This window comes from Dolichospermum compactum NIES-806 (assembly GCF_002368115.1).
GTDB classification, from domain to species: Bacteria; Cyanobacteriota; Cyanobacteriia; order Cyanobacteriales; family Nostocaceae; genus Dolichospermum; species Dolichospermum compactum.
Genome location: NZ_AP018316.1, coordinates 3,393,325 through 3,411,813, shown reverse-complemented (window position 1 = coordinate 3,411,813; position 18,489 = coordinate 3,393,325). Strand labels below are relative to the sequence as shown.

At 37.6% G+C, this 18,489-nt stretch carries 21 protein-coding genes; 9 read left to right on the top strand and 12 right to left on the bottom strand.

What is annotated here, in order from left to right:
* The 3 genes from CA730_RS16000 to CA730_RS15990 form a co-directional block, all read right to left on the bottom strand.
* A partial coding sequence (locus CA730_RS16000; protein WP_157750069.1) for a tetratricopeptide repeat protein occupies window positions 1-533 on the bottom strand: 533 nt, incomplete at its 3' end.
* Window positions 534-834: 301 nt separating this feature from the next.
* Complete coding sequence (locus CA730_RS15995) at window positions 835-1,146, bottom strand: HNH endonuclease (protein ID WP_231939859.1); 312 nt, start codon at window positions 1,144-1,146, stop codon at window positions 835-837.
* Window positions 1,147-1,152: 6 nt separating this feature from the next.
* Window positions 1,153-1,491 (bottom strand): hypothetical protein, encoded by a 339-nt coding sequence (locus CA730_RS15990; RefSeq protein WP_096668772.1) that lies wholly within the window; start codon window positions 1,489-1,491, stop codon window positions 1,153-1,155.
* A 111-nt stretch (window positions 1,492-1,602) separates the two neighbouring features.
* On the opposite strand from CA730_RS15990, the gene CA730_RS15985 reads away from it, so the two are divergent.
* The 3 genes from CA730_RS15985 (at window position 1,603) to CA730_RS15975 (ending at window position 3,989) form a co-directional block, all read left to right on the top strand.
* On the top strand, window positions 1,603-1,992 hold the full coding sequence (locus CA730_RS15985; RefSeq protein WP_027403414.1) for a hypothetical protein: 390 nt from the start codon (window positions 1,603-1,605) through the stop codon (window positions 1,990-1,992).
* Entirely contained in the window at window positions 1,989-2,423 is a 435-nt protein-coding gene (locus CA730_RS15980; RefSeq protein ID WP_096668770.1) for an HNH endonuclease, read from the top strand. The genes CA730_RS15985 and CA730_RS15980 overlap by 4 nt, the downstream gene beginning before the upstream one ends.
* A 78-nt stretch (window positions 2,424-2,501) precedes the next feature.
* On the top strand, window positions 2,502-3,989 hold the full coding sequence (locus CA730_RS15975) for a UDP-N-acetylmuramoyl-L-alanyl-D-glutamate--2,6-diaminopimelate ligase (protein WP_096668768.1): 1,488 nt from the start codon (window positions 2,502-2,504) through the stop codon (window positions 3,987-3,989).
* 85 nt (window positions 3,990-4,074) lie between these two features.
* On the opposite strand, the gene CA730_RS15970 is transcribed toward CA730_RS15975, so the two are convergent.
* The 3 genes from CA730_RS15970 to CA730_RS15965 all read right to left on the bottom strand — a co-directional run bounded on the left by CA730_RS15970 (window position 4,075) and on the right by CA730_RS15965 (window position 6,101).
* A complete protein-coding gene (locus CA730_RS15970) occupies window positions 4,075-4,395 on the bottom strand; it encodes a CBS domain-containing protein (RefSeq protein ID WP_096668766.1) in 321 nt (106 codons plus the stop codon).
* On the bottom strand, window positions 4,388-4,555 hold the full coding sequence (locus CA730_RS24555; protein WP_157750001.1) for a CBS domain-containing protein: 168 nt from the start codon (window positions 4,553-4,555) through the stop codon (window positions 4,388-4,390). The genes CA730_RS15970 and CA730_RS24555 overlap by 8 nt, the downstream gene beginning before the upstream one ends.
* A 103-nt stretch (window positions 4,556-4,658) precedes the next feature.
* On the bottom strand, window positions 4,659-6,101 hold the full coding sequence (locus CA730_RS15965) for a sensor histidine kinase (RefSeq protein ID WP_096668764.1): 1,443 nt from the start codon (window positions 6,099-6,101) through the stop codon (window positions 4,659-4,661).
* 586 nt (window positions 6,102-6,687) lie between these two features.
* On the opposite strand from CA730_RS15965, the gene CA730_RS15960 reads away from it, so the two are divergent.
* On the top strand, window positions 6,688-7,131 hold the full coding sequence (locus CA730_RS15960; RefSeq protein ID WP_096668762.1) for a BON domain-containing protein: 444 nt from the start codon (window positions 6,688-6,690) through the stop codon (window positions 7,129-7,131).
* Between the two features lie 303 nt (window positions 7,132-7,434).
* On the opposite strand, the gene CA730_RS15955 is transcribed toward CA730_RS15960, so the two are convergent.
* Complete coding sequence (locus CA730_RS15955; protein ID WP_096668760.1) at window positions 7,435-8,835, bottom strand: amidohydrolase; 1,401 nt, start codon at window positions 8,833-8,835, stop codon at window positions 7,435-7,437.
* Window positions 8,836-8,917: 82 nt separating this feature from the next.
* On the opposite strand from CA730_RS15955, the gene CA730_RS15950 reads away from it, so the two are divergent.
* Window positions 8,918-9,688, top strand: a complete 771-nt coding sequence (locus CA730_RS15950) for a cysteine hydrolase family protein (protein ID WP_096668758.1) — start codon at window positions 8,918-8,920, stop codon at window positions 9,686-9,688.
* A gap of 67 nt (window positions 9,689-9,755) precedes the next feature.
* Window positions 9,756-10,211 (top strand): cupin domain-containing protein, encoded by a 456-nt coding sequence (locus CA730_RS15945; RefSeq protein ID WP_096668756.1) that lies wholly within the window; start codon window positions 9,756-9,758, stop codon window positions 10,209-10,211.
* A gap of 32 nt (window positions 10,212-10,243) precedes the next feature.
* On the opposite strand, the gene CA730_RS24550 is transcribed toward CA730_RS15945, so the two are convergent.
* The 3 genes from CA730_RS24550 to CA730_RS15935 are packed head-to-tail and all read right to left on the bottom strand — an operon-like array spanning window position 10,244 to window position 11,716.
* Window positions 10,244-10,396 carry a hypothetical protein gene (locus CA730_RS24550; RefSeq protein WP_157750000.1) on the bottom strand — a complete coding sequence of 51 codons (153 nt, stop codon included), beginning with the start codon at window positions 10,394-10,396 and terminating at the stop codon, window positions 10,244-10,246.
* A 16-nt stretch (window positions 10,397-10,412) separates the two neighbouring features.
* On the bottom strand, window positions 10,413-11,219 hold the full coding sequence (locus CA730_RS15940) for an SDR family oxidoreductase (protein ID WP_096668754.1): 807 nt from the start codon (window positions 11,217-11,219) through the stop codon (window positions 10,413-10,415).
* A gap of 29 nt (window positions 11,220-11,248) precedes the next feature.
* Window positions 11,249-11,716 carry a hypothetical protein gene (locus tag CA730_RS15935; protein WP_157749999.1) on the bottom strand — a complete coding sequence of 156 codons (468 nt, stop codon included), beginning with the start codon at window positions 11,714-11,716 and terminating at the stop codon, window positions 11,249-11,251.
* Between the two features lie 197 nt (window positions 11,717-11,913).
* Here CA730_RS15935 and corA point away from each other — a divergent pair, with 197 nt between their 5' ends.
* Window positions 11,914-13,065 (top strand): magnesium/cobalt transporter CorA, encoded by a 1,152-nt coding sequence (corA, locus tag CA730_RS15930; RefSeq protein WP_096668750.1) that lies wholly within the window; start codon window positions 11,914-11,916, stop codon window positions 13,063-13,065.
* A gap of 773 nt (window positions 13,066-13,838) precedes the next feature.
* Window positions 13,839-14,891 carry a uroporphyrinogen decarboxylase gene (hemE, locus tag CA730_RS15925; RefSeq protein ID WP_039200619.1) on the top strand — a complete coding sequence of 351 codons (1,053 nt, stop codon included), beginning with the start codon at window positions 13,839-13,841 and terminating at the stop codon, window positions 14,889-14,891.
* Window positions 14,892-15,081: 190 nt separating this feature from the next.
* On the opposite strand, the gene CA730_RS15920 is transcribed toward hemE, so the two are convergent.
* Window positions 15,082-15,297, bottom strand: a complete 216-nt coding sequence (locus tag CA730_RS15920) for a hypothetical protein (protein ID WP_096668748.1) — start codon at window positions 15,295-15,297, stop codon at window positions 15,082-15,084.
* A 254-nt stretch (window positions 15,298-15,551) separates the two neighbouring features.
* Window positions 15,552-16,958 (bottom strand): serine/threonine-protein kinase, encoded by a 1,407-nt coding sequence (locus CA730_RS15915; protein ID WP_096668746.1) that lies wholly within the window; start codon window positions 16,956-16,958, stop codon window positions 15,552-15,554.
* 241 nt (window positions 16,959-17,199) lie between these two features.
* Between CA730_RS15915 and CA730_RS15910 the strand changes: the two genes are divergently transcribed.
* Window positions 17,200-18,156, top strand: a complete 957-nt coding sequence (locus CA730_RS15910; protein ID WP_096668744.1) for an NAD-dependent epimerase/dehydratase family protein — start codon at window positions 17,200-17,202, stop codon at window positions 18,154-18,156.
* Window positions 18,157-18,489 lie beyond the last annotated feature (333 nt).

Genomic DNA, 18,489 nt, shown 5'->3' with positions numbered 1-18,489 from the left:
TTCTGGTCTTTAAAAATTAAACCGAGATTAATGTAAGTCCTGGTGTAGTTAGGATCAATTTGTATAGCTTTCTGAAATGCGGTAATAGCCTCATTTAATTTCTTTTTGCTTCTGAGGGCAATGCCCAAACCATTGTAAGCACTAGCCAAATTAGGGTTAAGTTGGATAGCCTTTTTATGAGATGCTAATGCCTCTTCTTGTTTACCTTGGGCATTTAGGACATTACCTATACCAACATAGGCTTCTGCATCATTAGGATTGAGTTGTAGAGCTTTTTGGTGTGCTGCTAAAGCCTCCGGTAATTTTCCCTGTCGTCGTAAAGCATTACCCAAATTGTTATAAGCTTTGCCATTATTGGGTTCAACCTGCAAAACCTTACGCCAAATCGTCTCTGCTTGGGAGTTGTTACCCACCGATTCCGCTGTTTCACCTTGTTTAAATAGCTGTTGGACACTATTTTGAGCAAATACAAGCTGGGGTGTGGTAGTTAGAGATAAGGTGAGCAATAAAATACTTAATATCCGATTTCGCATAACAATATTATATATTTGCCAGAATTTGATGCTTTAATCTTAATTTAAAACAGAGAATTTACGCAGCATATACGCAATGCTATCACAATAACCACAATAATAGATACGAAATTAATATTAAACAGGCAGTTATAAACCGCATATAGACAGGCAAAACCCAGATGCCCAAAAAAACCGAAATCAACAGTTTATATATTTGGTGGATGTTCACCCATTTTTACCCACATTTTCCGTACACGAGTTAATTGTGGACGGTTCATTTTTAAAGCAGAAATAGTGCCTCTCCCCACAGGTGTAAGTCCTACAATTCCGTAGCATCTTCACTCCAAGCAAAATGCTTTATCCATGCTTGCTGTTGTGGATGAAATAGTTTAACCTCATCCTGAGTATTTGGATCAATTGCTGTTTGACGAGTCGCTTTATAACGATTACAAGATGGACAAGCTAAACAGAGATTTTCAAATACAGTTTCACCACCAGCCGCCGGAGGAATGATATGCTCAAATTCAAAGGTAGTAACTGTTAGAGATTCCGCAGTATGACAGTAAGCACAACAATCTGCAAAACAATGACGAACTTGTTTTTGTAATTCAACAGAAATATAAACACTCACGCTACTTTATGTTTTTCTTGAAATTGGTTTAAAGTTTAAAGTATATCTAGCTCTAGTTTTGAGAATATTCAATTTATCAACCTGTGCCAGTAATTTGTTTAAAGTTTCAGACTCTTCATTTGTCAATTGATTATCAGCATTTTTCATTAATAAATTATCTAATTGAGTCTGAGTTTTGGGGGATAATACACTTTCTACCAAAGCTTGTAACTCATCTAAACTTAACCCAATTAATAATTCAGTATCTGCTGATAAGTTGGTTATTTGTTGGTAAGTTTCCAGATTTAACAATACACCAACTGTTTCTCCCTGGGTATTAGTTATATACTGCACTGATTCAGACATGGTTTGGATTTCGTATGACTAGTTGTATTGTAACTTTTTATAAAAATAAAGGTTTATAAGATATAACAAATATTTATAATCAATAATATGAAGGAAACCTATCTAAAAAATATGAGTAACCAAATCACAATTACTCTACCAGATGACGTTTATCAAAAAGCTGAACACTTTGCACGTCTAGCAAACAGGGATTTAGCCAGCATCTTAGTTGATACTATCCAGTTTTCTATCCCACCTATTAGCCTAGAAGCAACAACCCTTGAACCTGTATCAGCACTTTCTGACCAGCAAGTTTTAGCTTTGACAGAATTACAAATGGAATCTGAAGAAGATATTCGTTTAAGTGAGTTACTAGATAAACAACAAGCTGGTATTGTTACAGAATCAGAACATTCTGAATTGCAAACACTAATGCAAATTTATCAAGAGGGACTATTGCGAAAAGCTACTGCATTAAGTGAAGCTGTCAAACGTGGATTAATAAAAGAGTTAGGTGCGTGAGTTCTAGTCAAATTTCTGAAGAAGTTCGGGTTAAGGTGCGAAACCAGGCTAATCATCAATGTGGTTACTGTCTTAGTCTGCAAAAGTATGTATTGGGTATTTTAGAGATTGATCATATTATTCCCAAAGCCAAAGGTGGGACTGATAACGAAGAAAATTTATGGCTTGCTTGTAGACTATGCAACGGATACAAAGGTACTCAAACTCATGGTCTAGATCAAGTTACTGACAGCAAGGTAAAACTATTTAATCCTCGTCAGCAAACATGGTTATCTCACTTTGCTTGGACTAACAATGGTACACATATCATAGGATTAACTGCCTGTGGTCGTGTTACAGTTTTAGCTTTACAACTTAATAATATCTACGCAGTGACTGTGAGACAAGCCTGGGTTTCTGCTGGTTGGCATCCACCTGAAGACGTTTCTTGAATTTTGTTGTATCTCTCCCAATAAACAAAAAATAATGTTTAAATAGGCGCAAGACAAGCTTGTGGCGAGGTTCACTAGATGAAATTGCGGGAATTATTAGCGGCTGTAGATGGGATTGAGTCTGCAAATATACCAGATATTGATATTCAAGGACTGAAAACTAATTCCCATACCTGTGGTGTGGGCGATTTGTTTATTGGGATGCCAGGAACTAGGGTAGATGGTGGGGAGTTTTGGTCGGGGGCTTTGGCTGCTGGTGCTGTAGCGGCGATTGTTTCCCCCGAAGCTATGAGGAAAAATCCGCCTACAGCAAACTCTGTGGTCATTAGTGCCGATAATATGACTAAAGCTTGCGCCCAAATAGCTGCGGCTTTTTATGGTTATCCAGGACAAAAATTGAAAATGGTGGGTGTGACGGGGACAAATGGGAAAACTACTACTACTCATTTGATTGAATATTTCTTAACTCAGGCTAATTTACCGACGGCGTTAATAGGTACGCTGTATACGCGCTGGCCTGGTTTTGAAGAGACCGCTGTGAATACTACTCCTTTTGCGGTAGATTTACAGCAACAATTGGCTAAGGCGATGAATGCCGGTTGTGATACAGGGGTAATGGAAGTTAGTTCTCATGCTTTGCACCAGGGTAGGGTTTTGAGTTGTGCTTTTGAGGTGGGGGTGTTTACTAATCTCACTCAGGATCATTTGGACTATCACTTGGATATGGAGGATTATTTTGCGGCGAAGGCGTTGTTATTTAGTCCTAATTATCTGCAAGGACGAGCAATTATCAATGCTGATGATGTCTACGGTCAACGGATAATTGCATCTTTGCATCGGGAACGGGTTTGGAGTTATAGCGTTAATGATAGTACGGCTGATTTTTGGATGAGTGATTTAAGTTATCAACCCTATGGGGTGAGTGGGATTTTACATACTCCTCAAGGTAATGTGGCTTTTAGTTCGCCTTTGGTTGGTCAATATAATTTAGAAAATCTTTTGGCTGCTGTGGGGGCGGTTGTCCATTTGGGGTTAGATTTGCAATTGGTAGCAGGTGCTATTCCTGGGTTTCCCGGTGTTCCTGGACGGATGGAACGGGTGCAAATTAGTTCACAACAAGATATTAGTGTGATTGTGGATTATGCCCATACTCCTGATAGTTTGGAGAATTTGCTCAAGGCGGCTCGGCCGTTTATTCCTGGTAAAATGATATGTGTGTTTGGTTGTGGGGGAGACCGCGATCGCACTAAACGTCCGAAAATGGGGAAAATAGCAGCGGAACTTGCAGATATGGCTGTGGTGACTTCCGATAATCCTCGCACGGAAGACCCGGAAAAGATATTACAGGATGTGGTGGCAGGTATTCCTGATATGGTACAGGCAATGGTGATTAGCGATCGCGCTACCGCCATTCGGACGGCTATTCTACAGGCTCAACCTGGAGACGGTGTATTATTAGCCGGTAAGGGTCACGAAGACTATCAAATTCTGGGGACTGAGAAAATTCACTTTGACGACAGAGAACAGGCAAGGGAAGTTTTACAGCAAAGAATTAATAACCAATAACTAACATTAGATTGATGGGCGCAGGCCTTGCGCCCCTACTCACTGACTCCTGACTTCTGTATCCCACATTCCGCACCCTAAACTGTCACACAACGAAAATTGGTCGTTTGGAGATTTGAGATTGGCGATCGCTCTGCACAGCCCACAGAGATTCATTCCCATGCACACAAAAAACGGGTGTACTCATGACATCTGCTGCTAAACAGGTAGCAACATTCAGGTTTAAGGCTTGAAACTGGACAATATCACGCTCAGTGATAATACCAAGGTGAACTTGTTTAGATGCCTGTGTTTCCACAATAATTACGGAACTAACGCGGTTTTCTGCCATTAAAAAAGCGATCGCTAATACCGAAACATCCGCAACCGCACAAATTACCTTGGTCGTCATCACTTCATTAACCATATTGACTACCAGTGGTTTGGTCTACAGAACATACTGATCGGACACCACTCATGCGAGCGATCGCTTCCATAACAGTTGTACCCACATTCACTACAAGTGGATTACGAACAATAGCTAAATTTAATTCCGCTTCACTAATAGCACGGACAGATATTAACATTTAAGGATATTTATTTTGTGTAATTACTCTTATGTGATTGTACTATAGTATAGTAAATTGAGATAAATTACTACCAAAAATGAATCACTTGTTACAGATAAATTCAGATGCCTCTAACTTCCAAAGGTAAGAAAATAGTCAACACTTCCCCATTTTGCGGACGTTGACGCACAATCAATTTCCCCCCAATTGCTTGAAATAAATGCTTAGTTGCCGCCATATTTAAACTAATTGCCCCTGTTTCCGGCTGAAACATCAATAATTGACCCAACGACTTCCGAATTGGTGGCGTTGTCCTGTAGCCTTGATCTTGACAATCAAACTGAGGAGACAATTGCAACTTTAACTGATCACCAGCAGGAATTACTTGCACCTGAATACAACTACCAGGAGGTAAACTGCGCGTAAAATTCTCGATTAAACCAGTAAGCACCCTGTCCAGCATCGCCGGATTACTAACCACCGTCGGCAACTGCTTCGGTAAAATCACATTTAAAGTTAAATTACGCCGAGTTGCCGCCAATTGCCAACGGGGAATACTCTGTTGTAAAACCTCATCCAAACACATCGGCGACAATTGGGAATTAGCAAATTTTGAAGGTTGTGATAAATTCTCTAACTCTGCCGCCTTAAATAATAACTCCATCCGGTCAATTTGCTCAGTACATTCATGATCAATAACCTCCAAACGACCGATAACATTAACAGGCAAATCCTTCCTTTTTAATAGCAATCGCGTCATCATCCGAATAGTCGTTAACGGAGTGCGAACCTCATGGGCAAAAGCTTGGAGCAATTCCACATCAGAACGAGATGGAGATTTTGGCGGTGGAGTAGGTGAACAAAAAGATGATGAAGTATACGTAACTGGATTACTTTCTGTTGCAATAGTTAACTCTTGTAGTAATAACTGACTAAATTGAATTATAACTTGATAATCTGGAGCAACAACAGGATAATTTCCTACCCTCACATCTAAATCAGCAAACAATTCAGGATTAGTTAAAACCACCCTAGCACCTATAGATTCCCAAGCCCTTTGGACAACCGCTGATTCAAAAGAAAACAAAAACTCCTTCTTACCATTCTCATCTTCCGCCAAAACCAAAACCAATCTAAATTTATCTGTAAATATCAAACAAAACTGTTCCGCACCCAGAGGATCAGCCGGTAACAAAGGTAAAATAGACTCTTGAAAAGTAGCAGTATGGGGAGTATTTGTTTCTATATTATTTATATGCTGCGCCACTTCTGACGGCATCATAAATGGCATCAATGCCAAAGGATTAAAAGGTCTAGCTGTAAAAGTTATCGTTTGTAATCGTTGTTTTAGTTCCGGGTGACTAAATAAAGGTGCAGGTGCAGCTAATACCAAACATTGAGTATCATCAGATAAACTCGTGGCTAAAGTCTTCAACAGCAAGTTCTCCGTAGCCGCTAAACTCACACGCCACTGCTGTTCTGCCTTAGCCGTAGAACACTCAGCCACAGGAGATTGATTTTCAGATAAAACTTCCTTGAGACTCGGCAAAATCCATTCGTACACAGGTTTTAACCTCTTGATTGCTTCAGCAGCTAATGGTGGTTATATTAGACATTTGCACTCTACATCCACGAGATTATCGTCATTGGGGTAAAGATAGAAAGTGGTATAACCGAACCTTCAAGGTGCAATATCCTCTCTTTGTCAGTTGTCAGTTGTCAGTTGTCAGTTGTCAGAATAAAATTACCTAGTACAGCACTGCGTAAATAAACCAACCATTCTCAATCGCCAAAAAGCTTGCTCAATATTATCTTTGACTTTTGACTTCCGCTTTGCGGTACTAGTCCCTAGTCCCCAATTAGCAATCCCAAAAAAGATGCGGCTGAGTCTTTAAGATAGAGAATATATAGATAGTGGCTACCTGTGAGCATCAAACCGTTAATATTCGATAGCCATGAGTACAATTAAATTGGCTCTTTTCAATAAAAGCGTTTTAATTTAGTTATTGGAAAGTTGTCATTCCGTCAGTTATCTGGATGTTTGGTTCATGACTTTTGGTTGTAGAAATTTAATTCTTCTTTAAGATTTGCTCCTGGGTATCACTCACAGTAAAATCCATCACTTCAAGTATTCAACTTTGGAAATCAACATGAAAAAGCTCATTCCTTTTCTAGTTAGTGGCGTTTTAGTAGCTGGCATGGTTGGTTGTCAAGAAGCACCAAAAACAGGTTCAGAAACTACTGGTACTAGCACCACAACCCCCGTTGTTCCAGCCAAACCCGCTTCTGATACCACCAGAATCATAGATAATTCTACCGCAACTCCTACCGCAACTCCTACGACAACTCTTACCGCAACTCCTACTGCAACTTCTAAATCCACAACCGACTTAAAAACCGAAATTAGCAAAAAACTGAAAGCAGTTTTACCCGGAAACAAGTTAGAAGTAACCAACAAAGACGGTGAAATTATCCTCAAAGGAACAGCAACTTCTCAAAAAGAAATCACACAGGCGGAAACTTTTATTAAAGCAATACCTGGCGTAAAAAATGTCAAAGTAGAAGCTACTGTCAAGACCGATAAAAAACCCTAGCACCGCAGGGCGGAAGTCAAAAGTCAAAGGTCAAAAGTCAAAACGAATATATAATCATCTTTCCAGCGATTTGGAATGGTCTGTTTATTTCCGCCGACCTGTACTAATACCGCAAGGCGTTCGTCAAAAGTCAAAAGCAATATTGGGCAAGCTTTTTGGCGATTAAGAATGGTTGATTTATTTACGCCGTGCTGTACTAGTTACTTGACTTCATACCACCCTCACCTACCTGCAAGTTAGGTGATGAAATTGCTCTGTATGGGCGGGGAAACCCCGCCCTCAATTATTTTGCTTAACTTAACATTAATTTAATCCCATAACTTGCCGATAACGAGGTGCTAATTTATCTACATTAGCTGATTTAGGCTGTGTTTCCCAGTGACTGCGGTTAAATAATTCTTGTCGCAGTTCATCAATATTAATTGTAGTAATTTTTCCATTACTAATAATTTGCTTACCATTTACCCAAGCACTATTAATAACATTAACCGGACGACCTAAAACTAATAAACCAATAGGATCTGTGCGGGGAAGTAATGACAAATTATTGAGATCATATAAAACTAAATCAGCTTTTTTACCAACAGCAAGAGAACCAAGTTCATCTTCTATATTTAAACCTTTTGCACCCCCTAAAGATGCCATTTTTACAGCTTGACGGGGTGTAATCCAGTATTGATAATCTGGTTCTGTCAGATTATGTAAAATCGAACCAATTTTAATAGCTTCCAACAAGTCTTGGGAGTCATTACTAGAAGCACCATCACAACCAAAAGTCACATTAACACCCGCTTGAATATATTTGAGAATTGGGGCAATACCACTGCCTAAACGGAGGTTACTTAAAGGATTGTGAACGACCGTAGATTGTGTTTGGGCAAGAATATTAATATCAGATTCCTTTAACCATACACAATGGGCTAAAGTTGTGCAACTGTTCAAAAACCCAATTTCCTGTAAATGTTGAACCGCAGTACAACCATATTTTTCTTCAGCCAGTTTTTCCTGGGCTTTAGTTTCTAATAAATGGGTATGACGACAAAGATCATACTTATTACTTAATGCGATACATCCTATAAATAAATCATCACTGCATAATTGAATCCCTGTCGGGGCAACTAAAATATTAATTCCTGCCTCTGGTTGATGAAATTGTTTTACCGCTGCTTCCATAATTGCTAAAGTTTCCCCCAGCGAACGAAAATAAGGTTCATGATTTGCTTGTGATTCTCCATTAGGTATGCCCATACTCAAAGATTCATCTTGAATTAGAGGGGCAATAAAAGCCCGGATGCCTACTTCTTGATAAGCGCGAACTGCTGTAGCAATAGTTTCTAATTCCTGCCCAGGAATTAATACTAAATGATCTACTACACTTGTTCCTCCAGAAAGTAAAGTTTCTACTGCCGTTCCCAAAGCACTAAGATAAACTTGTTCTGTATTTAAAGGAGTAAAATCATATAAATGTGCTAACCATAATTCAAGAGGTAAAGGAGGAATTACTCCTCGTTGCCACATTTCCGAAGAATGGGTATGGGCATTAAAAAAACCAGGCAGCAGCAGTTTGTTATCCCCATTAATTTCTGTATCAATTATTTCTAAATTAGGGGTAATAGCGGTGATTTTACCGTCTACAACCTGTACATCTGTAGTTACGTAACTATCAGCAACGCTAATTAAAGTATTCTTAATTGTAAAGTTCATGATTTTAACCTTAATTAAGTAATTGATCTATTAACATAATTTTAAGCTACAACGTAAAAAACGATATCGAGAATTGGCATTTATGAATCTACCCACTCAGAAATTAGGATTTGCACCAAATAACTGGCAAGTAAATCAGACATTTGCAGATATTACCCGTCCTCAAAAGACTCCACAACCAGCCATTTTAGCAACAGAAACTAAAACCCTCCGTTGCGACTTATCCAAAGCTGCTATCATAGTTATTGATATGCAAAACGATTTTTGTCATCCTGATGGTTGGTTAGCACATATTGGTGTAGATGTTAACCCTGCCCGTCAACCGATTGCCCCTCTGCAACAATTATTACCACAATTGCGGGCTGCTGGTATACCTATAATTTGGCTAAATTGGGGAAATCGTCCAGATTTACTAAATATAAGCGCCGGTTTATTGCACGTATACAACCCCACAGGGGCAGGTGTCGGATTAGGTGATCCCCTGCCCAGCAACGGTTCTCAGGTGCTAATGCAGGGCAGTTGGGCTGCTGCTGTGGTGGAAGAACTAGAACAGCTACCAGAAGACATCCAGGTTGATAAGTATCGGATGAGTGGATTTTGGGATACACCTTTGGACAGTATTTTGCGAAATTTGGGTATAACTACAATCTTATTTGCTGGTGTAAATGCTGATCAATGTGTTTTATCAACTTTGTGTGATGCCAATTTTTTAGGATATGACTGTATTTTAGTCAAGGATTGTACGGCGACAACTTCACCGGAATATTGTTGGTTAGCAACTTTATATAATGTCCAGCAATGTTTCGGTTTTGTAACTGATTCTTCGGCAATTATAACCGCAATTAATAATTAATTTAAGTTGGGTAGAAAACACCAATTACCAATCACCAATTACCAATTACCAATTACCCATTCCTACTATGTACGATACTCGTTGTGTAATTCCCATTATTAAATCTCCCAAAGATTATCAAGCATATCGGATTAGTCCCCATGACTCTAACCGATTAGCAATTATCTTTGATTCAGCAAGTGCAAATACTTCTTTAACTTGTTGTATAGAAATCTTTGATGTCGGTGGACAAACACCACCAAATCGGCATCAATGGGCTGTAGAAATGTTTTTTATCCTCAAAGGAGAAGGCATCGCAATTTGTGATGGAAAAACCGTAAACATCAAAGCTGGAGATAGTTTATTAGTACCACCTACAGGTACACATTTGATTAAAAATACTGGTGAAAACCGTCTTTATGCCTTAACAATTATGGTCCCCAATGAGGATTTTTCCGAACTAATTCGCAGTGGTATTCCTGTAGAATTAGATGCTGAAGATATGACTATTCTGGGAAGATTAGATTCTTTGAAGTTTTTTTAGATTACATCTATTTTAATGCTGTTCGGTTAAGGCTAAAAAATCATTACAGCACTTCCCGATAATTTAGTAACTTCTTCCGATAGTTGAGATGTTTGTGATTCTGGTGTTTGAGTATAACCTGCTGGTGAACAGACGAAACTAGCTAATATTAACAGAAGTGGGGTTTTAAATTTATTCAATTTCATGTTTTTGCTCTCTTTTTTATAATTGTGAAAAAAGATTTTGCCAATCAATTATAGTCGGTCGATTTCCTTGATTGACTATTTCAAAAACTTTGTTCACAGAACTTTGATAAAATAAACTTTCTACACAGGTTGCAGCTACATCAATGCGGCTGGTATCACCGGAAATTGTGTCTCCTGTTCCGAAAATGATGTTTAATTTACCTCCACTTGTGGCTTTGAGTAAGGTATTGAGATCATAGGATGTATATGGTCCATCGGTTAAACGTCCGGGACGAATAATAGTATAAGGGATTCCCGAATTAATAATGGCTTGTTCTCCTTTTTCTTTAGCGTCAAGTACACCAAAAAGATTCAGAATATTAAATGGAAATTGATGTTTACGCAGAATCCCACAGGAAGAAACAAATACGAAGCGGTTTAGGTTTTTTGGTGCTGCTGATATAAGATTAATTACACCCTGTGTATCAACTTTAGTGGGGGTATTTTTGGCTTTATCTTCTAGGAATTGGGGATTAAATGCAGCGATTCCCAATTCAATAATGTTGGGGGTTTGATTAAATTCCCATCTTGCAGAGGGGAAAGCAGTAGTTCCTGTACAACAAATGATGGCGGTAATGTTTGCCATTGCTGCTGTCAATGTGCTGGGTTTACAAATATCACCAATTGCAATTTCTACTTTGTTATTAAACATTTTTGCGGCTTTTTCGGCATCTCTGGTGAGAATACGAACTGGTAAGCCTTTTTCTAAGAGTTTACTAACTACAAGTTGTCCAACTCCACCGGTAGAACCGACAACTAAGATGAGATTTTCACTAGTATTCATAAATGGAAGATTTCTGGAATAGGGGATATTTAATCTACAATAATTTTGGTTTTACCTTTATGTCCATGAATTAATATAATTTGTTCCCATCCTTGAGTATACCAGGCTGTGGATTTAGGTGCTTTCAACCATTGCATAACTGCAATATTAGCAGAATTTTGACTAATATCTTGATGGAAAAGTTGAAAATAACATCCTATGGCAACTATACCAGTACCGCTGATACCTGTTACATCTTGATCTCTTACTAGTTTAAAGCTTTGTAGATGATAATTATCTCGTGAGTTTTCTCCAAATACTAATGTTCTCCCTCTTTGATTTTGCAGTTGTTGAAAGGATGCTAGAGATGGAAAGGTGACGTAACTGGAATTTGGTAAAATTCTAGCGATCGCTACCTGTCCATCTGGTAAAATAAAACCACCACCTATAATCTGCTGCAATGGTTTTGCTTCAGTTTCAATTAACCAAAATGTTTGCTGATTTGGTTGCATAAGCATATTTTTATTTTATTTGTATATCTAAATTCCCATTTCCATTATGCAAAATCTGCAAAATTAACCGCAGATGCAAGATGATAAACGCAGATGAACGCAGATAAATTTGTCTTTCATTAGATTAAGAAATACTATAAGATAGAAGTATTATATTATATGAGTTAAAATTTTAATCACTAATATCTGTAGGTTAAGAATTTATGATTAGGAAAATTCGCCGGGTTTCCAAAGTTATCAATAAGTCACACGATAAGGAGTTTTTTCATCAAGCAGGAACTCCACCAGGAACAATCATTGTTGATGAAAATGCAGAACAACCAATCATTTTTTTAATTGACTATAATCAAACTGATCTCATTCATAAACAAATCAGTTATCCAGAAGAATGTCTTAATTATTTGGATACAGAATCCGTTTCTTGGGTTGATGTTCAAGGTTTAGGTAGTAAAGATATTTTACATCGTTTAGGTCAAACTTTTGATTTACATCCTCTGATTTTGGAAGATATTGTCAATATGGTAGAACGTCCAAAAATTGAGGATTATGAAGAACAATTAGTGATTATTGCCCACATGGTTGTACCTAATCCTAATAATGGCAGTTTTTATAGTGAACAAGTAAGTTTAGTTTTAGGCAAATATTATGTTTTGACAGTCCAGGAAGAACCGGAACATGATTGTTTTGATGGTGTGAGGATGAGAATTGATAAAAATAAAGGTATTATCCGCAGACAAGGTAGTGATTATTTAGCTTATTCTTTATTAGATGCAATTATTGATGGATTTTTCCCAGTTTTAGAACTTTATGGCGAACGGATTGATGATTTAGAAGAGGAAGTAATCGTTAATCCTAGTCAGAAAACATTGCAAAAAATATATCAAATTCGGCGGGAATTATTACAACTTCGCCGCGCAATTTGGCCACAAAGAGATGCAATTAATTCTTTAATTAGAGATGGTAGTGAATTAATTAGTGATGATGTGAGAATATATCTGCGAGATTGTTATGATCATGCAGTCCAAGTTATGGATATAGTGGAAACTTATCGAGAATTAGTGGCTGGTTTAATGGATGTGTATTTATCGGCAATTAGTAATAAAATGAATGAAATTATGAAGTTGCTAACGGTGGTTTCTTCTATTTTTATTCCTTTGACTTTTATTGCTGGAGTATATGGGATGAATTTCAATACCGAAAAATCACCCCACAATATGCCGGAATTAAATTGGTATTGGGGCTACCCGCTATGTTTAGGGGTAATGGCGTTAATTGCTATGAGTCTGATATACTTTTTTTGGCGACGGGGTTGGCTGACTAATTCTGTTAATTTCCAAAAAGATATTCATCGCTAATGTCCATAAAATAGAGACGTTTTCTTCAACATCTCTACGTTGTGAATGTAATTAAATAACGGGTGCGGCTGTAAACACAAACCACAGCAACAATGCTAAAACTAAGACACTAATTTTTACGAGCAGATACGCATAAGCATGAGGGATGAGCAAATCTTGGGTTGTCATATTCCACCTCCACGTAGCTAGTGCTTAACTAGTTGTTTTTTCTAAGTAGGTGAACAGAAAAATTTAAAGGTATGTGAAGAAAAGTAAAATCACTCAAAACTCTCTTCCTGTTCCCAGTTAAGAGTTCCCTGTTCCCTTGCCCCAACAACAATTTTTAACGCCCACCTACTTAACTCTATTTTCTTATGTTTCTATTGTCGCTTAAAAATGAATAAAAAGGTTGCTTAGTCAAGTTTTATTCATATTTCTTATCTATTCTGACTCCTGAATTCTGCTGTATGTAATTTTGAGAATGGTTTATTTTCTAACTTCACTAAATCAAACTTAAATGCGTCCTATAGCAGTTATCACGCTTGATGCAATGTGATTGAGGGCGGGGAAACCCCTACCTTACGATTTGCTGACTGTATCTCATGCAAGTGCATACCGCTATAGCTTATTCACCCAGTTACCTGATTCTTTTCTCCATTCATCAGGGAAACCATAACGTTTTGTTAAGTTAAGTCAAGCAACCTTAAGACCTGTATAGATAGGTAGATCAAGAGGAATCTGAGGATGGTAAGCTAAATGGTGAAATATAAAAGTGACTTAGGACGAAGTGTTAAATGGGTGTTTCCTTAACGGCTCCTCTCCTCCTTCGGGCTGCTCGTGGTGAACAAGTAGATCGTCCTCCTGTATGGATGATGCGACAAGCGGGACGCTACATGAAAGCTTACCGGGATTTACGGGATAAATATCCTTCATTCCGCGATCGCTCGGAAATTCCTGAAGTGGCGATCGAAGTTTCCCTCCAACCCTGGAGAGCGTTTCAACCCGATGGAGTAATTTTGTTTTCCGATATTGTCACCCCCTTACCAGGAATGGGGATTGATATGGATATTGCGGAAGGAAAGGGACCGATTATTTATTCGCCCATACGCACTAAACAACAAGTTGATCAACTGCATTCCTTAGATCCAGAAACAGCACTGCCGTTTATCAAAACGATTTTGCAAGCATTACGGCAGGAAGTGGGTAATCAATCAACGGTGTTAGGCTTTGTCGGCGCACCTTGGACATTAGCAGCTTATGCGGTGGAAGGTAAGGGTTCTAAAACCTATTCCATCATCAAAAACATGGCTTTCTCAGATCCGACAATTCTCCATCAGCTACTCACTAAATTAGCTGATTCTATCGCTGATTATGTCCGCTATCAAATTGATTGTGGCGCTCAAGTAGTACAGATGTTCGATTCTTGGGCAGGACAATTAAGCCCTCAAGATTATGATACCTTTGCTCTACCTTATCAAAAAATGGTGTTTGAAAAGGTAAAGGCGACTCATCCTGACACACCATTAATTTTGTTGGTGACAGGTAGTGCCGGACTTTTGGAAAGAATGCCTGCTTCTGGTGCAGATATCATTACTGTAGACTGGGCAGTAGATATGGCAGATGCCAGAGCTAGATTAGGTAAGCACGTCAAAGTACAGGGTAATCTTGATCCGGGTGTATTATTTGGTTCTAAGGAATTTATCCGCGATCGCGTTTTGGACACCGTTCGCAAAGCCGGCAACTGGGGACATATCCTTAATCTCGGACATGGTGTATTACCAGAAACTCCAGAGGAAAACGTCGCTTTCTTCTTTGAAACCGCAAAAAACCTCAACGCTTTGGTTTAGTTTCTGTTTGATTTTTTGGGTGGGTTTTTCCCACCTGATTTTTGGGGAACGCAGATAAACACAGATAAACACAGATAAACACAGATGAGGAAATATCCTTTAATCATCAAAATATACTTAATCTTTTAAAATCCAATTTGCTAGATTTTGTCTAATTCTTGTTAATCTTCCTTCAGAAATTTCCCCAATTTTACCCAAAAGTATCTGTTAAATCGGATTCTGTGTATTCAGGAAGATGATCATTTTCTAAGTCTCTCATAGCTTGTTCTAAGAAAAATTTGTTCCATTCTTCATTTTCTTTATTGATCAAAATTGGGATTAAGGTTTTTTGAATTGTCCATTTTTCTTCTTCTATCAGTTCTAAAATAGTTTCTTTGATCAGGGCTTTTAGTTGTTGGGTTTCCATTGTTAACTTTTGGTTGATTATTCTTTGATTTTACCTTGTTTTCAAATTGTGGATCTGTGACTAGGATATTGAGTTCCCCGACTTCTTTTGTTAATCTTTATCATTTATTCAGTTTAATAAACATAGAAGTCGTGAATCTTAGACGATGTTATTTTTAGTAAGTTAACGGTAATATCCTGTACATCCTTTAATCCTGGTTATCCTGATTCAGAATTAGTTTTTTTTCTATAATCTTCAGATTTTACAGTTTACTATTATGAACGCAAGATCAGAACTATTATAACCGCTTTCCAGTAATCATCTTGAGAATACAAACTAATAACTACTTTCCACCACCATATCGAACCTACGGGAAAAAAGGGAAGATGCGCTTTTGGTGCTTTTATGTCAAAGGTAATTTCATTATCAGAGAGTAAATTTTCTCCTTTTCTCCATCCTACCTTATCTATAAATTTATTCCAGATTTGGTGGTTGTAAGTTGTTGTTCCCCCCACACTTTCATAAATCTGCTTTTGTACAGAAAAACCAAAGCGTCCATTACTATTCTTTACCCATAAATTGTCTATAATGCTAATGTCTTCACTGGGAATATCAAGAACATTGTCTATGGTTAAATAACCTGGTATTCCCCGGTTAGCAAGTGTCAATATTATCCGTCTTGTTTCGTCATCTGCTTTTTTCCATTTACCATCTGCTAACAATTTCTCTAGTTTTTGATACTGACTGGGTACTTTGATAACAGATATTTCAGGTTTGTCAAAAGGTGGTTGAGAATTAGGTTTTTGATCTACAAAATATAACTCCTGCATCACTTTTTTTACAGATTGATAACGATATTTCGCAATAGGACTTGCTAATTTTTCCAAAATCTTTCCTAATTCATCACTTACCACATTTCCATTCAAATAATCTCTCCATACCCATTCTCCTTCCATTGGACTATATAAATCAAACGGACTCATTCCTGTTAATAAATGCAAACAAGTTACCCCTAAACTATATAAATCACTAATAAATAATGGTTTACCCATTGACTGTTCAGGAGCGCAATATTCAGCAGATCCAATAATTGTCCCTGTAGCTGTGCGTTGCTGTGACTTGACTATTTTCGCCGCACCAAAATCTACTAAAAATAACTGATTGTCACTACTGCGAATAATATTTTCTGGTTTAATATCTCGGTGAATTACCTGTTGACTATGAACAAACTCCAATATCTGTAACAGTTCTCTTAATAATCCTCTAATTTGCTGTTCAGAAAAAACGCCATTTTTATCTAACTCCGTTTGTAGAGTTTCCCCTTTCACAAATTCCTGTACTAAATATTGACGATTATCGGATGTAAAATAAGCCATTAACTCAGGTATTTGAGGATGTTTACCTAACTCCTCTAAACGTTGTGCTTCCTGTGCAAATAACTGGGATGCTTTTTCAATACTATCTGTTCCCTGTGCTTGGGGTAAAAATTGTTTAATTACACAATAAGGTTTTGATGGTTTATCCTCATCAATAGCTAAAAATGTTCTACCAAAACCACCCTGACCTAAAATTGATTTAGGTATATATCTTTCACGCAAAAGTAAATTATTACCGCACTTTTGACAATATTGAAAATTATCAGGGTTAGGAAAAAGACAGTCAGGATTAAGACATTGACGCATAGACTCACCACCAAGGCTTTGTTGTAATTTTACCCTAATTAATCAAGGTTTACGCAAAATCTCTCAAAACCTCATTTCTCTGCGTCCTCTGTGTCTCTGCGGTTCGTTTCCAAAAAATATATTCAGTTAACTAACACCCAGATCCCCGACTTCTTAAAGGAGTCGGAGATCTATCTCCTCAAATCATGCTACAATTACACACCGACCTCAACCATCCCCAAAAACCCCAACATCCAATTTCATGACCAAAAAACGTATTTTAGTTACAGGTGCAAGTGGCTGTATCGGTCACTATATCAGCGAAGCCTTAATTCAAAACACCAACCACGAATTATATCTCCTAGTTAGAAACCCCAATAAACTCCAAGTTGATACCACAGTCCGTCCTGGAATCACCATTCTCCAGGGTGATATGCAAGAAATTGGTAAATTCTCTAATTTACTCAAAACCATTGATATCGCCGTCCTAACAGCCACTTCTTGGGGTGGTGAGGGCATTTTTGATATTAATGTCTTCAAAACTCTAGAATTAATGAACCTGCTAAATCCCGAAAGATGTGAACAGGTAATTTATTTTTCCACAGCCAGTGTCTTAAATAACGAAAACAAACCACTCAAAGAAGCGGGAGAAATCGGTACAGATTATATCCGTTCTAAATATGATTGTTTACATCAAATCGAAAAGTTAGCTATTTTCCCCAAAATTACCACAGTTTTTCCTACCTTAGTATTAGGTGGTGATGATAAAAAACCTTATTCTCATCTCACATCTGGTATTCCCGAAGTTACTAACTATATTAATTTGATTCGTTTTTTACAAGCAGATGGCAGTTTTCACTTTATTCATGGTAGAGATATTGCCACAGTTGTCCAATATTTAATTGATTATCCACCACAACAGGGAGATCCCCGCCGCTTTGTGTTAGGACAATCTTCCCTAACTGCAAATCAAGCCATAGAAGAAGTTTGCACTTATTTCCGTAAAAAGATTTATTTCCGCATTCCTATATCTTTAGGTTTAGCAAATGTGATTATTACTGTATTCCGCATTCAAATGGCAGCTTGGGATAGATACTGTATGAATTATCGTCATTTTAGCTATGCTAATGCCATTAATCCTGGCAGCTTCAATTTACCAAATTACTGTGTAACCATGACTGATGTTTTGAAAATCAGCGGCGTGAAAGCTGGAATTTAGAGCTAATTTCAGGTATAGTCGGTTCAAACCGACTATTAGAACATCATAAATCATAAGTTTAAATTATTGATTCTTTAATTTTTAATAAGTTTTTTTTTGAAAAATTTTATTTTGAGGGTTCAGGGGCGAAAAAACGTGGTATATTAAGGATATTAGTATAATAAACCATAAGTAAAAATATTATCAAGGCACAAGTTACCATTATAAAAATAGCATTTTCAGGAAAAAAAGTCAAGCGATTTTGACCCCAGAAAAAAAAATCAAAAAAAAATTTTTTTAAAATTTTTTTTGTCTGAATCAGAATTGTACATCAAAAAACGTTCTGTAAATCTT

Coding starts and splice junctions, on each gene's coding strand:
- CA730_RS24555 (WP_157750001.1), bottom strand. CDS start 4,555: ATGTTAATATCTGTCCGTGCTATTAGTGAAGCGGAATTAAATTTAGCT.
- corA (WP_096668750.1), top strand. CDS start 11,914: ATGATTAGGAAAATTCGCCGGGTTTCCAAAGTTATCAATAAGTCACAC.
- CA730_RS15985 (WP_027403414.1), top strand. CDS start 1,603: ATGAGTAACCAAATCACAATTACTCTACCAGATGACGTTTATCAAAAA.
- CA730_RS15960 (WP_096668762.1), top strand. CDS start 6,688: ATGAAAAAGCTCATTCCTTTTCTAGTTAGTGGCGTTTTAGTAGCTGGC.
- CA730_RS15935 (WP_157749999.1), bottom strand. CDS start 11,716: ATGCTTATGCAACCAAATCAGCAAACATTTTGGTTAATTGAAACTGAA.
- CA730_RS15970 (WP_096668766.1), bottom strand. CDS start 4,395: ATGGTTAATGAAGTGATGACGACCAAGGTAATTTGTGCGGTTGCGGAT.
- CA730_RS15955 (WP_096668760.1), bottom strand. CDS start 8,835: ATGAACTTTACAATTAAGAATACTTTAATTAGCGTTGCTGATAGTTAC.
- CA730_RS15920 (WP_096668748.1), bottom strand. CDS start 15,297: ATGGAAACCCAACAACTAAAAGCCCTGATCAAAGAAACTATTTTAGAA.
- CA730_RS15990 (WP_096668772.1), bottom strand. CDS start 1,491: ATGTCTGAATCAGTGCAGTATATAACTAATACCCAGGGAGAAACAGTT.
- CA730_RS15945 (WP_096668756.1), top strand. CDS start 9,756: ATGTACGATACTCGTTGTGTAATTCCCATTATTAAATCTCCCAAAGAT.
- CA730_RS15950 (WP_096668758.1), top strand. CDS start 8,918: ATGAATCTACCCACTCAGAAATTAGGATTTGCACCAAATAACTGGCAA.
- CA730_RS15940 (WP_096668754.1), bottom strand. CDS start 11,219: ATGAATACTAGTGAAAATCTCATCTTAGTTGTCGGTTCTACCGGTGGA.
- CA730_RS24550 (WP_157750000.1), bottom strand. CDS start 10,396: ATGAAATTGAATAAATTTAAAACCCCACTTCTGTTAATATTAGCTAGT.
- CA730_RS15910 (WP_096668744.1), top strand. CDS start 17,200: ATGACCAAAAAACGTATTTTAGTTACAGGTGCAAGTGGCTGTATCGGT.
- CA730_RS15915 (WP_096668746.1), bottom strand. CDS start 16,958: ATGCGTCAATGTCTTAATCCTGACTGTCTTTTTCCTAACCCTGATAAT.
- CA730_RS15975 (WP_096668768.1), top strand. CDS start 2,502: ATGAAATTGCGGGAATTATTAGCGGCTGTAGATGGGATTGAGTCTGCA.
- hemE (WP_039200619.1), top strand. CDS start 13,839: ATGGGTGTTTCCTTAACGGCTCCTCTCCTCCTTCGGGCTGCTCGTGGT.